Here is a 15,413-nt window from a genome sequence, read left to right as displayed (position 1 = left end):
TATAGTACTGCAACTAAATTTTGGCCTTTGTAGCGGAGCCGTAATGAGCCAACATCTATCACTACCTAAAGACAAAATCCGTTTCCTTCTGTTAGAAGGTGTGCATCAAAATGCCATCGATACCTTAAACGCAGCGGGTTATACCAACATCGATTACCACAAAACTGCGCTTGAAGGCGAAGCTTTGAAAGAAGCGGTTAAAGACGCTCACTTCATTGGTATCCGTTCCCGTACTCAATTGACTGAAGAAATCTTTGCAGCTGCGAACAAACTGATCGCAGTTGGCTGTTTCTGTATTGGTACCAACCAAGTTGATTTAAAAGCGGCAATGTCTCGTGGTATCCCTGTTTTCAACGCACCGTATTCAAATACACGTTCGGTTGCAGAACTGGTTCTTGCTGAAACCATTTTGTTACTTCGTCGTGTACCTGAAAAATCGAAAGATACACATGCGGGTGGCTGGAATAAATCTGCGGTGGGTTCTTTTGAAACTCGTGGTAAGACTTTAGGTATCGTCGGTTACGGCTCGATCGGTTCACAACTTTCTGTTTTGGCAGAAAGCTTGGGTATGAAAGTGATCTACTTTGATGCTGTGACTAAATTGCCATTAGGTAATGCACGTCAAGTTGGCTCTTTAGATGAACTTTTAGAAACTGCGGATGTGGTGACTTTACACGTTCCAGATGTTCCATCTACGCGTAACTTCTTCAAGAAAGAACAGTTCGCGAAAATGAAAAAAGGCTCAATCTTCTTGAACGCAGCACGTGGTACCTGTGTAGTAATCGAAGACTTGGCGGATGCGATCAAAGCGGGCCACATTGCAGGTGCAGCGGTTGACGTATTCCCGAAAGAACCAAAAGCCAATGGTGAAGAATTCCAGTCTCCACTTCGTGGCTTAGACAACGTGATCTTAACCCCGCACGTGGGTGGTTCGACCATGGAAGCGCAAGCCAACATCGGTCTGGAAGTTGCTGAAAAATTCGTTGCTTATTCAGACAAAGGTATGACGCTTTCTGCGGTGAACTTCCCAGAAATCGCATTGCCACTTTCTGATGGTCAGCACCGTTTACTGCACATTCACAAAAACATGCCAGGTGTGTTATCGAAGATCAACACATTGTTTGCTGAACAAGGCATCAACATCTCTGGTCAGTCTTTAATGACCAAAGGTGATATCGGTTACCTGGTGATGGATGTTGACGCATCTGCATCTCAAGAAGCGCTAGATACCTTGAACCATGTTGAAGGCACCATCCGCGTTCGCGTATTGTTCTAATTTATAGTTAGAACTATGCTGAAAAAGCCACAGCTGATGCTGTGGCTTTTTTATGGGCATTTGAATTATTATGTGAATATTATACCGAATGTAAAAAAATAAGATGTCTAACCCTGTACTGAAAACACCTCTGCATGCTTTATTGCTGTTGATGATTGCCATGTTATGTGTACAAGGCAGTGGTTCTTTAGCCAAAATCCTGTTTCAAAGCTTTCCCGTATTGACTGTCTCTGCCATGCGCCTGTTTTTTGGTGCAATGATTCTGGCTGTAATTTTTAAAATCTGGACCATTAATTTCAAAGTGGTGCGCTGGAAAGCCATTCTGACCTATGGTGTCGCACTGGCAGGCATGAATGCGCTGTTCTATTTATCACTTGAACGCTTACCTCTGGGTTTGGCAGTTGCCTTTGAGTTTATTGGTCCCTTAAGTGTTGCTTTATATCATGCCCGGCAGAAATACGATTTCATCTGGGTTGGTTGTGCCATTCTCGGTCTGGTTTTGCTGTTCCCTTTGCAACAGGCCCAGCAAGGTCTCGACCTGATCGGGGTATTGTTTGCTGTCAGTGCAGGTGCCTGTTGGGCACTATATATTATTGCCGGACAAAAGCCTTCTGGTATCTCAGGCAATCATACCGTCTGCTTAGGCATGTCGATTGGCATGCTGTGTCTACTGCCTTTCGCGCTCTTCTCAGGCGCAGTCGACCGGGTGTTTGAACTGCCGAATTTATATTATTTTATTGGCCTTGCAATTTTAGCCAGCGCCCTGCCTTTTACCTTGGAAATGATTGCCCTACGGAGTTTAACCCCACTGAGCTTTGGCACCTTAATGAGTCTGGAACCTGCGGTGGCTGCCCTCTCAGGCTTTATTTTCCTCGGTGAAGTATTACTCTGGAATCAGTGGCTAGCGTTGGGTACGATTATCATAGCTTCAATTGGCTGTACCTTTACAACACAACATGCCCGCCAGCAAAAACAGGCCAAATAAAAATGTTGCCCGCTTATCCCCTTTTCTATTGTTTTTTAGGCCAGTCATGAAAAATATCCAGTTAATCGCTGTGCTGTATATGGTCCTTTCCATGGTGGCTTATCAGATCAGTGCCTCATTCGCCAAGCAATTGATTGCCACACTCGATCCACTCACCGTGACGATTTTAAGACTCTGTTTTGCCACTATTCTGGTTGCAGTGATGTTTCGTTCCTGGAAGATCATTGCCAAATTAAAGGAACTCAAATGGCGAGATTTACTGTGCTATAGCGCTGCCTTGTGCTGTATGAATATTCTGTTTTACACCTCTTTGGGCAAACTGCCTCAAGGGATTGCGGTCGGTCTGGAATTTATTGGTCCACTCGGTTTAGCCCTACTCTCGATTAAACAGCGCAGTGACTATATTTGGGTGGCATTTGCGATTTTAGGTATTGCTTTAATGGTGCCGTGGCACGATGCCAATGCCCAAAATTTTTCCTATATTGGTGCAGCGTGTGCTCTGAGTGCCGGTTTGTTCTGGGCGCTGTATATTTATTTTGGGCATCGTGTGGTCCAGCAAAACATCGGCATGCATGCCCTGACCATTGCCATCAGTTTATCTGCACTGACCCTGCTGCCTTTTGGGCTCTGGAATAATGCACATGCGCTGATGGATACCCAATATTGGGGCAAAGCACTGGTGATTGCACTGCTGGCCACAGCAATTCCTTATGCACTAGATTTAATGGCACTGAAACGGCTGACCAAGCTCAGTTATGGGACCCTTTCCAGCCTTGCGCCTGCATTAGCAGCCTTAGCAGGTCTAGTCCTGCTGCATGAACGAATCAGCCTGATTCAGTGGGTGGCTTTAGCCTGTATTATGGTGGCTTCGATTGGGGTTACCTTACGTGGCAGTCAGACAAGCTAGAACCTCATTATAGAATTTTAGCTTTCTTCTCCCCTGTTTTGAGATCGGCTTAAAACGGGCAACTTATTCCACTGTAAATAAGCTGCCTGTACTGACTCTAGATACATTATCCAAAAATGGCATTGACCGTCAGAAAAAATACAGAGGGGCCCAATAAACAGCCCAAGCCGGTATAAAAAGTTGCGACCAGCGCGCCGTAAGGCACCAGACGAACATCGGTACCCGCCAATCCTGCCGCCGTACCGCTGGTGGTACCTGCCAGTCCACCAAAAACCATGGCTGAACGGGGACTTTTTAAATACATAAACTTTGCCAGCAAGGGTGTACCCACCATAAAGAACACGGATTTGATCAGCCCAATTGCAATTGATAATGCAATCACATCTGAACTTGCACCAATGGCTGTGCCTGTAATTGGGCCCACAATATAAGTCATCGCTCCTGCGCCAATCGTGGTCATCGATACCGGGTCGCGATAGCCCATGGCCCAGGCCACCATCACACCAATCACAAAAGGCACAATACACCCCAGTGTCAGTGCAATGAGACCAATTCTCCCGGCCTTTTTGACTTCTTTTACATCGACCTCAAATGCAGTCGAGGCAATGGCCAGATCACGGATCATGGCACCGCCCAATAATGCAAAACCAGAGAAGATGGCAATATCGGAAATACCTTTGGTGCCTTGCGTATAAACGCCGGCAAAATATGCCACCACTAGTCCTAAAGTAATGGCAATTGCAGAGCTTTGTAGCTTTCCTTTGGTCAAATATTTGGAAAGCAGATGCGATACAAACATCATCAAACCTGTGACTGCAAGCGCTGTCACTAACGCATTTTTTGTTAATACAGCAATGATAGCATCCATGATGAACATCCTTTTTTTATTGCTTTGTCAGTTAATTATGATTTTTCAGGCAATTTTTTCCTTTGCCTCAATCGTCCATTTATAGGTCTCATAATCGCCACTAAGTTTATTCAGATAACGGATTACCAGCACTGTGCCGATCAGTGATGCGACCGAGACAATCAATCCCAGCATCCCACCTGAAAGTGCAGCCACGACGTTTTGCCCAGCTGACATTGCCACCACAATCGGAATATACATACCTGACCAGTACAAGATCCCGAACTGTGTCACTTGGGGTAAATAACCTTTTTTTGCCAATAACTCTTTAGAGAGAATCAACAAAATCATTGAAATCGCGACGCCACCGACATTGGCTTTGACACCGATCAACATGCCGAGGGTATTACCCAGATAATCACCGAGTAGGTGACAAATCGCCAAAATTGCTGTTCCATATATAATCATTGTAAATCCCTCATATCCTTGGATTACTTGGTTTTTTTAAATCACATTCCCATAGAAATCTGATTTTCCTGTTATTTTTGCATGGCCATCCGAATGCTATCTATGCGCGTTCCCTGAAATGACAATACGGTTCCATCTTTAAATATCCGACGTGCAAGTGTGGTAAGTACCGTGCCGGGTAAAGCTTCGACCTGTAACCTGACACCTCGTTCCCATGCAGCCTGAAGCGTACTTTCCCAATCCACAGTACGGCTCATATTAAAAGCCAGATCATCCGCAATCTGTTCTGGCTTGCGCAAGATACGTGCTGTGGTACCACTTAAATAACCAATTTTAGGTTGCTTTAGAGTGACGCCCTCCATCGATGTCGCAAGTTGCAGTGCTTGCTGACTTAATAATTCACAGTGCGATGGCACTGCTACATCCAGTTTCCTTGCCACGACACCCTGCTGTTTCGCCAATCCAGCAACTTGGTTCATGGCTTCAAAACATCCTGAAATAACAATCTGGTTATGCGCATTGATGTTCGCGACATATACCTGTGGTGTTGTTGCCTCAACCTGTTTTATCCATGCTTCAACTGTTGAACGATCTGTACCAATCAACGCTGTCATGCCATAGCCTGCCGGATAAGCGTTTTGCATGAGTTCACCGCGATAAGCGACCAGACGGACGGCATCTTCGTACGCTAAAACGCCTGCAACCACTGCAGCCGACCAAGCACCAATCGATAGCCCCGCAACATAGTCCGGTTTTAAGTTTTCAGCACTGAGTAGCGCTGAACTGATTACGCCAGAAATGAGGAGGCACAACTGTACCGCTCGTGTCGATTGCAATGCCGCTGCACTGTCCAGCAGCAACACATTTTGTTTGAGTGCATCCGAGGCACGCTCAAGGTGTTCTTTCACCAGCGTGCTTTGCGGCAGATCATGCAGCATATTGCTTCTTTGCACACCTTGCCCTGGATAAACCCAAATTGAAGCCATGATACCTATTCCCTAATGCCATGGATTTCCGACTAAAACAGCGCCATCGGGCCGTTTTAATAGTACTTTCCCGCTATTCCGTGCCCATTCTTTTAAGGCCAATCCGCCTTGGGGGAGCTGTAACTGAATATCCACATTCAACCCCGCTTGTTGAAAATTTTCGAGTAGCTCAATCGCCTGCTGTTTGGCAAAAGGCTGTTCCGTGCGAATCAGTAAATCGATGTCACTTTGCGCAGTGACGGTTGCAATACCCGTTGCCAGCTCAAAGCCAAAACTTCCTGTATATCCCCAACATCCTGAAAAGTTTTTCATAATGCGGGAAATACTCTGTAAGCGTTCTGCCAGATGCTTAAACTGATGTATTGCTACCTGAGTTAGCGCTTCTGGCTTGAGTTGTCTGGTGATCGTCGATCGTGGCATCACAGCGGCGTATCGTTGATGACGAAACTGACCTCTGATCCCCACCGCAACCTGATCTGCAGCAGTTATAGCCCGGCGAACCACCACCGGATCGCCACGCTGTAATACCGCCTTCACCCACAGCGGCGCATCTCCAGCCAAAGCATCGGCTGACATGCCCCACAATAAATCATGGGCTTCAAGCTGAGCACTCATGACCATTGCTCACGCAATAATTCACGCACCCGCTTAGACATCTGACGATTTTGGCCGTGAAGTCGATGTTCCAGTCCTCTCGATTGCTCGGCCTTAATGGCTTGAAATGCTCGCGCAATTACCTGCTTCGCTAACAAAAGATCATCGTTTGTCGGTTGTTCAGGGTTCTCAACAGATAAAAGTTCAGATAACAAACTCAGTGTTGCATAACTTTCAATGTCATAAGCCATTGGCGGAATGCTTGATGCCAATTGTTCAAGCTCATCCACTGATCTTAAGGTGACACGAGCGGCGGATTCTTTCCCCATGGCATGCACCATAACACCTGAGTCTTTTAAGGCAATCATACGATTGGCTTGATAACCGTGCGCCAAGAAAGCCCCTGACATCGATTTGCCTACCAGTAAACTCACAATAGGATGTCCTGCCAGTCTAGCTCTGGCATAGCTATCTACTGCCCCTGCCAAGGCCTGATGGATACCCAATAACTCTTCACGGCGCCCATAAGCCTGACTAGGTACATCTACCACACATAAAATGCCGCGTTTGCTTTTAGCGTGCGCATCGGCTTGAATCACCTCATCAACCGCTTTAGCCAAGCTCCAGCCTTCCACCAGCCCAACTTCACCCTGCCGTGCTCGCGGGAATGGATTATTGCTGTCCTGAATCACTGCAATGACGCGTACCGCCTGTTGATCAAGCTGTCCGTCTGCCACCCAGACTGAAGCAGGGAAACCTTGCGCCACCTGAAAGCCCTGCGTGACTGCCTTAAACCAGTGTGCGCCTCGGGTAGAGGCTGTTAATGTCTCAACTGCGCTATTCATGCCGACTCTCCCTGATACAAAGCCTGAACCTGTGCTGGCGTGATCTGCTCCGCAGTATCGACTTGTTGTAGCTGTGCTAAATAAAACGGGTAATTTGAACTGCGATGCTGATCAGGGATACCTTGTTGCAAATAATCAATCACTTGTTGACGAATTTTATTGCGGTCATCATCCACATATGCATCGGCCAGAGCACTGGCAAAGCGTTGGCTGCCACCGGTGATACTCCAGATAAACGGACGATCTTTGGCGTTATATTCCTGTATGCCCGCTTCTTGCTCAATCACTTGCGGGCCATTGAGTCCCAAACGCCCCTCTTGGGTCATCACGATATAACTGCATAATCCGGCAGCAATTGACATCCCCCCAAAGCAGCCAACGCTCCCCGCGACTACCGCAATGACGGGCTGATACTGACGTAAATTCACGATAGCAGCCTGAATCTCGGCTATTGCAGCCAAACCCAGATTGGCTTCTTGCAAGCGAACACCACCCGTTTCTAACAGTAATACTGCAGCAGTGGGAATGCCGTTGAGGTTGTCTTCTACCGCCAGTTCCAAAGCACCCGCAATTTTGGCGCCACCGACTTCACCCAGGCTCCCGCCTTGAAATAAACCTTCAATCGAAATTAAGACTACAGGACGTTGTTGAAGAGTCCCCTTGGCAATCACCACCCCGTCATCCGCTTGCGGCACAATATTCTGCTGAATAAGCCAAGGTGACATCACCCGTGCAAATGGATCAAGCAGTTCTCGAAAAGAACCATCATCCAGCAAAGCTTTGGCACGTGCTCTTGCACTCAGCTCAATAAAATCCTGTTTATTGAGCAAGTCCTGAATATCAGTCATGTTCAATCTCCTCGAATGCCTGTTCCAGACGTAAGCGAACCACCCCTGGGGTAGCACCAAAATCATGGATCTCAATGTTGACCGCAGGGTGGATCTGCGCCGTAAAAATTCTTTCAAATAAATTCTTCCAGCGCGTTGCACTTCCATCCACCGAAGTGACCACCTGAATAGCGGTTTTTCCAGTTTCTCCAGGTTGCATCAAAATTTCCAGGTCACCCGACCCTACACAACCGACCAAGGCTTGTTTTACAGGGGGCTCTGCGGCCATAAACTCAAAATGAAGTGTTTCCATACTCAAACTCCCGCTTTATTCCTGAACGATGATTGCTCAACACGATCGATAAATAATGTCGCGGCCAATAAATCTGCAGCACCGCCAGCGGAGGCTCTCATGCGCAGCAAGTCAATCTCTAAAAAATGTAATGCACGTCGACCTTCCAGACTTGAACTGCCACCTAGATCCAGTACCTGCTGTGCCCCTTGTTGCATCCGCTTTAAACCCTTGGTGCCTGAACGATAAAGCACGCAGGTATCGCTCAGATCCGTCATCATGGCCAGCAAGGCATCCAAACGCGCAAAGTCTTCTTTCATCATTTTCTGGCGACTTTGCTTCAGTTGCTTTAGACCTAAATTCACAATGGTCGGAAAGCCTTGTTGTGCCTGTAGCTTTGCACCTGAAATACCTAGTTTTTGCTGTACCTGCTGCCCATGGCTTAAACCCTGCTCGGGAATAAAGCGATCTTCAAGCCGGGCAATCTGTCCTGCCAGCTGACATAATTCAACCGCAGATAAATATTGCTGCTTCGCGCGTGCCAAGGCTACCGCAGTGACCATTAGACCTAAGGCCCAGATGGCCCCGCGATGTGTATTGACACCCTCTGTCGCCAACATCATGGCCTTTTCACCTTGCCGACCAATTTCACCAATCTCTTCACGTAAGGCCAGACATAGGTCAGCATGATGCATGGCTGCTTGAGCCATTGCTTCGAACATGGGCTGTAAACTTTTTGCCGAACGCTCCATTAATGCCAAGGTCAGGTCAGCATGCGCCCCACTGCCACGGCGATCAACCAGTGCTGGTTTTGGTGTCAGATTGACTTCATCAATCAGAGCCTCTACTGCCATCTCTGCCAGAAGCTGACTATCGCTGAGGGTTTGATATTGAATTTGTGCCATCATTACCAACTCCTGAATTTTGCAGGGAGTTGATATAAGCCATCTGACCACGTCACTAAGTCGGCAATATTTTTTGCCGCTAACAGTTCACGTGTAGCATCGGTACGGCGAATGCCTAAATCCTCAGGGAATACCACTAGACCTTCACGTCTTAAACGCGCCGTGGTTTTCGGGTCTTGGCTTAAACCAATACTGGTCACACCTGCCACTGCAGCAATCATGGCTTGACGCTCTTCCTGGCTACTGGCTTTATACAGATAAGCAATGCCCTCTTCGGTCAGTAGATGAGTGACATCATCGCCATAAATCATGATCGGTGCTAAAGCTAGGCCCGCTGTTTTAGCCACATCAATCGCATCCAGACGATCTACAAAAGTCGGCTTACCGCCCTCTTGGAAGGTTTCCACCATTTGCACCACCAGTTTTTTACCGCGTGCCAAATAGGTTTCAGTTTCATTGGCACCTTGCAAACGCATATCCAGCCATGCTGGCGTATCGTGACGCCGACCGCGTGGATCATGCCCCATGTTTGGTGCACCACCGAAACCTGCCAAACGCCCCTTGGTCACAGTTGAAGAGTGGCCCATGCCATCAACCTGCAATGTCGCCCCAATAAACAAATCAACCGCATATTGACCTGCCAGCTGACACATCATGCGGTTGGAACGTAACGCACCATCACGGCCAGTAAAGAAAACATCAGGGCGAGCAGCAACATAATTTTCCATACCCAGCTCGGTACCGAAGCAATGTACGCTTTCAACCCAGCCTGTTTCGATGGCTGGAATCAGGGTCGGATGTGGATTCAGTGCCCAGTTCCGACAGATTTTTCCTTTTAATCCTAAAGACTCACCATAGGTGGGTAAAATCAGTTCAATCGCTGCGGTATTAAAACCAATGCCATGATTTAACGATTGCACATTATGCTTTTCATAAATACCGCGAATCGCCATCATCGCCATGAGCACATGCACAGGCTTAATATGTTTTGGATCACGGGTAAACAGCGGTTCGATATAAAAAGGCTGGTCTGCTACTACCACATAATCCACCCAGGAGGCAGGAATATCGACACGTGGCAGCTCTGAAACATCGTCCACCAGCTCATTGACCTGAACAATGACAATACCGTCGCTAAATGCTGCAGGTTCAATCAGCGCAGGAGAATCTTCAGTACTTGGACCGGTATAGATATTGCCTTGGCGGTCTGCCATAAAGCCTGCAGAGAGCACCACGTTGGGAATCAGATCGACCACAAGACGTGAATACAGTTCAATATAAGTGTGAATTGCACCCACTTCTAATAGACCATCTTCAATCAGCTGACTGATTCTTAAACTCTGCGGGCCCGCAAAAGAAAAATCCAGCTTACGCGCAATGCCTTTTTCAAACAGGTCAAGATGTTCTGAACGGCCTACACTCGGCATGATCATATGCAGATCATGCAATACATCCGGATTGGTTTGCGCTAAAGAACGTGATAAAAAATCGGCCTGTTTCTGGTTATTGCCTTCGAGTACCACTTTATCACCGGGTGTGATCAGTGTTTCCAGGACTTTGATAATATCTGAGGTGGGAATGACGACACCATCGGTGTACGACTTGACCATATCCAGCTTGAGTTGTTTAGCCTGACGTCGCTTGTTCCATAACCCTTGTTTATTCTGAACTGAACCTTCCATGTATGCTTACCTATAGATCACAGTTTTATTCTGAATCTATAAAAGCGCTTTATGAAATTTTGATCAATCAACCTATAGTGCCAGTTATTAACCTCAGGTTAATGATTGCTGAGCAAGGAGGATAATCCTAGGGCGGATAGTCTCGATGATGAATCAGCTTCCACTCAAAATCTGATAGCCCAAGCGGCAAATCAAGATACTCACCAGAATCAGGAATAAAATACGGATAAAGCCACTGCCATATTTTAAAGCCAAGCGGACACCCAATAATGAACCAGCAATGTTAGCAACCGCCATCATCAAGCCTAATTCAAACAGCACATGACCGGTTGGAATAAAGAAGCTTAATGCCGCCAGATTGGTCATTAGATTGCCAATCTTTGCCAATGCCGAGGCATGTAAAAAATCGACCTGCAAAAACCGGATAAAAAAGAAAATAAAAAAACTGCCTGTACCCGGGCCAAAAATACCATCATAGAAACCAATGGCTAAACTACCGATTGCAGCAAGCAGCAGTAACTTTGGCGTGATCTGCTGATCAACATGGACTTGCCCAAACTGCTTTTTGGCGAAGGTATAAATCGCGATCACAATCAGCATGACCAAGACAATCGGTCTTAAGATATGAGTAGGGATCAGAGAGACACAGGCTGCACCAATAAAGGAACTGATAAAGGCGAACAGTGCAATCACACCCAACAGCGACCACTGCAATTTCACCCGTCGTACAAATGAAAATGCAGCCGAGCCTGTCCCACAAATAGACGCCAGCTTATTGGTACCAAATAAGGTGGCAGGTGCGGTTTGAGGTAAAGTACCCATCAATGCGGGAATCTGAATCAGCCCACCTCCACCGACGGCGGCATCAATGGTTCCGGCACAAAAAGCAAAGAACACCAGTGTCAGAATCAGTTCCCAATCCATGGACAATATCCTTATAGATTTAACAAACGTTTAGGGACCAAACGTTTTTTATCCGTGATTTCAGCCAGCCCCAGACAACGTTCGCCATTAAACACCAGTACTTCGGGCGCAGCTTCATGATCAATATTGCTTTCCTGACCATTGCCGAAATATTTTTCACGGCCTTCTGGCAATTGCACGCGCGGGAAATGCTCAACAGGTGCATACACAGGTAACAATAAAGCATCGCGCTGTTCTTGGGTCAGACTTTCAAGATACTCAATGGTATAACTTGGATTAATCTCAAAATGTCCGGTTTGGGTACGATGTAACTTGGTGAGGTGTCCACCGCAACCCAAAGCTTCACCAATATCTTCACCCAATACACGGATATAGGTACCTTTCGAACAGGTCACATCCAGCGTCAGGCTATCTTCAGAGAAATCCACTAGGGTTAAATCATAAATGGTTACTGGACGTGCTTCACGTTCAATCTCGATCCCTTTGCGCGCCAGTTCATACAATGGACGGCCTTCACGCTTCAATGCTGAATACATCGGCGGAACTTGCTGAATATCGCCTCTGAACTGTGCCAGCACCTGTTCAACACCTTCTGCCGTTAAAACCGGTACTTCTCTCTGCTGGAGAATTTCACCTTCAACATCACCCGTCGCCGTGGTTTGTCCTAACTTGACCGTGGTTTGATAACGTTTGGTTGAATCGAGTAAATAATGTGAAAATTTGGTCGCTTCCCCCAGACAGATCGGCAATAACCCGGTCGCCAAGGGGTCAAGCGCCCCTGTATGGCCAGCCTTTTGCGCATTAAACAGACGACGCACCTTTTGTAGTGCCGAGTTAGAACTTAAACCTAAAGGTTTGTTTAATAGGAATACACCGCTTAAATGGCGGTAAGCACTTTTTTTCATAAAAGAAAAGTCAAAGCATAAAGACCTATTTTAGCAAAACTAGGTCGAAGTTTTAGAAAAGGATTGGCTTTTCAGCCGATACGGACATAAAAAAATGCGCCAAAGGCGCATTTTTTTGCTTTACAACAAAGTTAAAATTAACCTTGTTTACGAGCTGGTAACTTTTCACGAATACGTGCAGCTTTACCAGACAACTCGCGTAGGTAGTAAAGTTTAGCACGACGAACGTCACCACGACGTTTCACTTCGATCTTAGCAACGATTGGAGAGTGAGTTTGGAAAACACGCTCAACACCAACACCGCTAGAGATTTTACGAACTGTGAAAGCAGAGTTTAAACCACGGTTTTTCTTCGCGATTACAACACCTTCAAATGCTTGAAGACGCTCACGGTCACCCTCTTTTACTTTAACTTGAACGATAACTGTATCGCCCGGTGCAAAAGCAGGGATGTCTGATTTTAACTGTGCATTTTCAACAGCTTGAACTAAAGGATGTTTACCACTCATGTGGAATCTCCAATATGTGCGGGAGAGAAGAGGTCTCTGACGCCGCTGGGAATAGAGGCTAAAGCGCATATTTCCCGTTTAACTTTCCCCTTAAGACAAACGTCTTAAAGAGCCTATTTTTAACTTAAACAATGTTTAAGTAGAACTCGAAGCAAAGCTTCTCGTTGGGCACGAAGATCAACTGATAGCAGTTTAACCTTTCGAATTTTTTAACCATTTCATTTGCTGTTTGCTCAACGCTACTTTTTCAACCAGTTCTGGTCGACGATCTAAAGTTCGTTGATAACGCTGCAAAAAACGCCATTTCTCAATATTGGCATGATGTCCTGATTTAAGTACCTCAGGCACATCCAGCCCTTCAAAATGGTCAGGCTTGGTATATTGTGGACAATCCAGCAGACCATCCACAAAAGAATCTTGGATCGCAGATTGCTCGTCAGTCATGACATTCGGCAAACGGCGAATAATACTATCCAGCAACACCATGGCAGGAAGTTCACCACCCGATAAAACGTAATCCCCGATTGACCATTCCTGATCAACATAATGCTGGATTAAACGCTCATCAACACCCTCATAACGCCCACACAATACAATCAAACCATCATAATCAACGAATTGTTGTACTGCCTGTTCATTTAAGGTTTTGCCTTGCGGTGACATATACACCACCGGGGCATGAACACAGCCTGCTTGTGAAGCAAGTTGTTTGGCATGATTAATTGCTTTTGCCAAAGGCTCAGCCATCATCACCATACCAGGGCCACCACCGAAAGGACGTTCGTCCACCCGTTTGTAATTACCCTCAGCAAAATCTCGTGGGTTAATGCAAGTCACTTGCACGATGTCACGCTTTGCTGCACGTCCGCTAATCCCGTACGCTGTAATCGCTTCAAACATTTCAGGAAACAATGTGATGACTGCAAAAAACACCGCAGACTCCTCTATTTTCCTGCTGCGCTACTTTCCCCAAAAGGATTAGTAGTCTACGCCCCAATTGACGTAAATACGACCAGCTTCAAGATCAACGCGTTGTACCACATCTTTATGCCACGGAATCATTCGCTCTTCGGCATCAACACTGTCAGCAGTCGCTTTGACCACCATGACATCATTGGCACCTGTTTCAAACAGTTCGTAGATTTGACCGAGATTGACTTCCTGTTCATCCTCTCCAAGACCTAACACCGTTAGACCTTTAAGATCAGACCAGTAGTACTCGTCTACATCTGCTTTTGGAAGCTGAGATTTGGCAATCCAGATATTTGCGCCAACCAGATTTTCTGCACCCGTGCGATCATTTACGCCTTTTAATGCAACAACCAAGCCTTTGCCATGTGGTTTCCAACGTTTCACATCTATGGTTTGCCAACCCGCCTTGGTCTCAATGTACCAAGGAAGGTAGTCAAACATATTACTCATAGGTTCAGTATTTGAATAAACCCAGAGCCACCCATTCAATCCATAAGCTGAACGTAACTGTCCAATCTGAATACGATCTTCTGGCACATTCTGTGTCGATGTCATGGGCTACCTACTACTATTACGCAGCAGTTGCAGCTTTTTTAGCTTGAGCAGCTAAAGAAGCAACGCGCTCTGAAGGTTGAGCACCTTGAGCAACCCAGTGAGCAAAACGGTCAGCGTCTAAACGAACTTTTTCAGCTTTACCTTGTGCAGTTGGGTTAAAGAAACCAATACGTTCGATGAAACGACCGTCACGTGCGTTACGGCTATCAGTTACAACGATTTGATAGAATGGACGTTTTTTTGCACCACCGCGCGCTAAACGAATAACAACCATGAGAACAACCTTATAATTTTTACGGATTATCCCTGCGCCGACCATCGGCAACACTTCAAACCCCTTTCATAGAGGGCGATATTCTACGTTAAATCGACGCTGAAATAAAGATTATTTTTCGGCTTATCCACAGCTTTGAATTTAATTGATAAAATCTGCTGTCTTACCAGTCTTCCTGCCCGAGTCCACAAGCTTGAGCGGTGATATTGGCAGGTGTTTTGGTCTTACATTTAATTCCCGCACTGGTCAAAAGCAAGGAATAATTTCGGGGGTTTGCACTCAGCGTTGTTAAAGCCCATGTTTGCGCATTCAGCGTTAAGGTCATGGTAAATTTCTGCTTGCCGCTGCTTGCATCCAAAGGTAACAACAGGCTGTTATTGCTTGCACTCGCTACCGAATAATAGGGTCCCTGATTGGTCGAGGTGCCTTTTAGCACAAAACCATCGTAACTAAAGTTACGTGCCCGGTGTTTTTCCAGCAGTTCTGCAACCTTAAGCATCTCCTGTTGTGCCGTAGACAGTTCCGCACGACGGATATAGACCTCATAACTCGGAATCGCGATCGCTGCGATAATTGCAACAATCGCCACCGTAATCATCAGTTCAATTAAGGTAAAGCCCGCCACGCCGAGCTTTACCAGAGCCAGTCTATGCCACTCCA

At 46.4% G+C, this 15,413-nt stretch carries 19 protein-coding genes; 3 read left to right on the top strand and 16 right to left on the bottom strand.

From position 1 onward, the window contains the following. The first annotated feature begins 43 nt into the window (after positions 1-43). The 3 genes from serA to JO943_RS07885 all read left to right on the top strand — a co-directional run bounded on the left by serA (position 44) and on the right by JO943_RS07885 (position 3,168). Positions 44-1,276: a phosphoglycerate dehydrogenase gene (gene serA / locus JO943_RS07895; protein WP_005227546.1), complete on the top strand. Its 1,233-nt coding sequence runs from the start codon at positions 44-46 to the stop codon at positions 1,274-1,276. A 103-nt stretch (positions 1,277-1,379) separates the two neighbouring features. Further along, positions 1,380-2,261, top strand: coding sequence for an EamA family transporter (locus tag JO943_RS07890; RefSeq protein WP_009513788.1), 882 nt, complete (start codon positions 1,380-1,382; stop codon positions 2,259-2,261). A gap of 46 nt (positions 2,262-2,307) precedes the next feature. Beyond that, positions 2,308-3,168 carry an EamA family transporter gene (locus JO943_RS07885; RefSeq protein ID WP_202740459.1) on the top strand — a complete coding sequence of 287 codons (861 nt, stop codon included), beginning with the start codon at positions 2,308-2,310 and terminating at the stop codon, positions 3,166-3,168. Between the two features lie 106 nt (positions 3,169-3,274). Here JO943_RS07885 and madM read toward each other — a convergent pair whose 3' ends face one another. The 16 genes from madM to JO943_RS07805 form a co-directional block, all read right to left on the bottom strand. Beyond that, complete coding sequence (gene madM / locus JO943_RS07880) at positions 3,275-4,036, bottom strand: malonate transporter subunit MadM (RefSeq protein WP_199973293.1); 762 nt, start codon at positions 4,034-4,036, stop codon at positions 3,275-3,277. 45 nt (positions 4,037-4,081) lie between these two features. Further along, positions 4,082-4,483 (bottom strand): malonate transporter subunit MadL, encoded by a 402-nt coding sequence (madL, locus tag JO943_RS07875; protein WP_202740458.1) that lies wholly within the window; start codon positions 4,481-4,483, stop codon positions 4,082-4,084. Positions 4,484-4,554: 71 nt separating this feature from the next. Continuing rightward, positions 4,555-5,469, bottom strand: coding sequence for a malonate decarboxylase subunit epsilon (mdcH, locus tag JO943_RS07870; RefSeq protein WP_202740457.1), 915 nt, complete (start codon positions 5,467-5,469; stop codon positions 4,555-4,557). A 12-nt stretch (positions 5,470-5,481) separates the two neighbouring features. Continuing rightward, positions 5,482-6,090: a malonate decarboxylase holo-ACP synthase gene (locus tag JO943_RS07865; protein WP_202740456.1), complete on the bottom strand. Its 609-nt coding sequence runs from the start codon at positions 6,088-6,090 to the stop codon at positions 5,482-5,484. Continuing rightward, positions 6,081-6,908, bottom strand: a complete 828-nt coding sequence (gene mdcE, locus JO943_RS07860; protein WP_202740455.1) for a biotin-independent malonate decarboxylase subunit gamma — start codon at positions 6,906-6,908, stop codon at positions 6,081-6,083. The genes JO943_RS07865 and mdcE overlap by 10 nt, the downstream gene beginning before the upstream one ends. Beyond that, on the bottom strand, positions 6,905-7,756 hold the full coding sequence (locus JO943_RS07855; protein ID WP_202740454.1) for a biotin-independent malonate decarboxylase subunit beta: 852 nt from the start codon (positions 7,754-7,756) through the stop codon (positions 6,905-6,907). Before JO943_RS07855 ends, mdcE begins: the two co-directional genes overlap by 4 nt. Further along, positions 7,749-8,048 carry a malonate decarboxylase subunit delta gene (locus JO943_RS07850; RefSeq protein ID WP_005227569.1) on the bottom strand — a complete coding sequence of 100 codons (300 nt, stop codon included), beginning with the start codon at positions 8,046-8,048 and terminating at the stop codon, positions 7,749-7,751. The genes JO943_RS07855 and JO943_RS07850 overlap by 8 nt, the downstream gene beginning before the upstream one ends. Before the next feature lie 2 nt (positions 8,049-8,050). After that, positions 8,051-8,935, bottom strand: coding sequence for a triphosphoribosyl-dephospho-CoA synthase (locus JO943_RS07845; RefSeq protein ID WP_202740453.1), 885 nt, complete (start codon positions 8,933-8,935; stop codon positions 8,051-8,053). Next, entirely contained in the window at positions 8,935-10,614 is a 1,680-nt protein-coding gene (mdcA, locus tag JO943_RS07840) for a malonate decarboxylase subunit alpha (RefSeq protein WP_202740452.1), read from the bottom strand. Before mdcA ends, JO943_RS07845 begins: the two co-directional genes overlap by 1 nt. A gap of 153 nt (positions 10,615-10,767) precedes the next feature. Next, entirely contained in the window at positions 10,768-11,538 is a 771-nt protein-coding gene (locus JO943_RS07835) for a sulfite exporter TauE/SafE family protein (RefSeq protein WP_199973298.1), read from the bottom strand. 11 nt (positions 11,539-11,549) lie between these two features. Further along, positions 11,550-12,443, bottom strand: a complete 894-nt coding sequence (gene truB / locus JO943_RS07830) for a tRNA pseudouridine(55) synthase TruB (RefSeq protein WP_202740451.1) — start codon at positions 12,441-12,443, stop codon at positions 11,550-11,552. Positions 12,444-12,580: 137 nt separating this feature from the next. Then, positions 12,581-12,952, bottom strand: a complete 372-nt coding sequence (gene rplS, locus JO943_RS07825) for a 50S ribosomal protein L19 (RefSeq protein ID WP_004657502.1) — start codon at positions 12,950-12,952, stop codon at positions 12,581-12,583. A 192-nt stretch (positions 12,953-13,144) separates the two neighbouring features. Continuing rightward, positions 13,145-13,885: a tRNA (guanosine(37)-N1)-methyltransferase TrmD gene (gene trmD / locus JO943_RS07820; protein ID WP_005282761.1), complete on the bottom strand. Its 741-nt coding sequence runs from the start codon at positions 13,883-13,885 to the stop codon at positions 13,145-13,147. 45 nt (positions 13,886-13,930) lie between these two features. Then, the gene (gene rimM / locus JO943_RS07815) at positions 13,931-14,479 is read right to left on the bottom strand and encodes a ribosome maturation factor RimM (protein ID WP_202740450.1); all 549 of its coding nucleotides are present in this window, start codon (positions 14,477-14,479) and stop codon (positions 13,931-13,933) included. 16 nt (positions 14,480-14,495) lie between these two features. Then, positions 14,496-14,753 (bottom strand): 30S ribosomal protein S16, encoded by a 258-nt coding sequence (gene rpsP, locus JO943_RS07810; protein WP_004776006.1) that lies wholly within the window; start codon positions 14,751-14,753, stop codon positions 14,496-14,498. Positions 14,754-14,916: 163 nt separating this feature from the next. Then, complete coding sequence (locus JO943_RS07805; RefSeq protein ID WP_345787884.1) at positions 14,917-15,351, bottom strand: type IV pilin protein; 435 nt, start codon at positions 15,349-15,351, stop codon at positions 14,917-14,919. Positions 15,352-15,413 lie beyond the last annotated feature (62 nt).

The sequence above is a fragment of the Acinetobacter sp. 'aerobic (ED)' genome, from assembly GCF_904886855.1.
In the GTDB taxonomy this organism is placed as follows: Bacteria; Pseudomonadota; Gammaproteobacteria; order Pseudomonadales; family Moraxellaceae; genus Acinetobacter; species Acinetobacter courvalinii.
The sequence above is the reverse complement of the archived record's forward strand: the minus strand, read 5'-3'. Positions and strand labels throughout refer to the sequence as shown.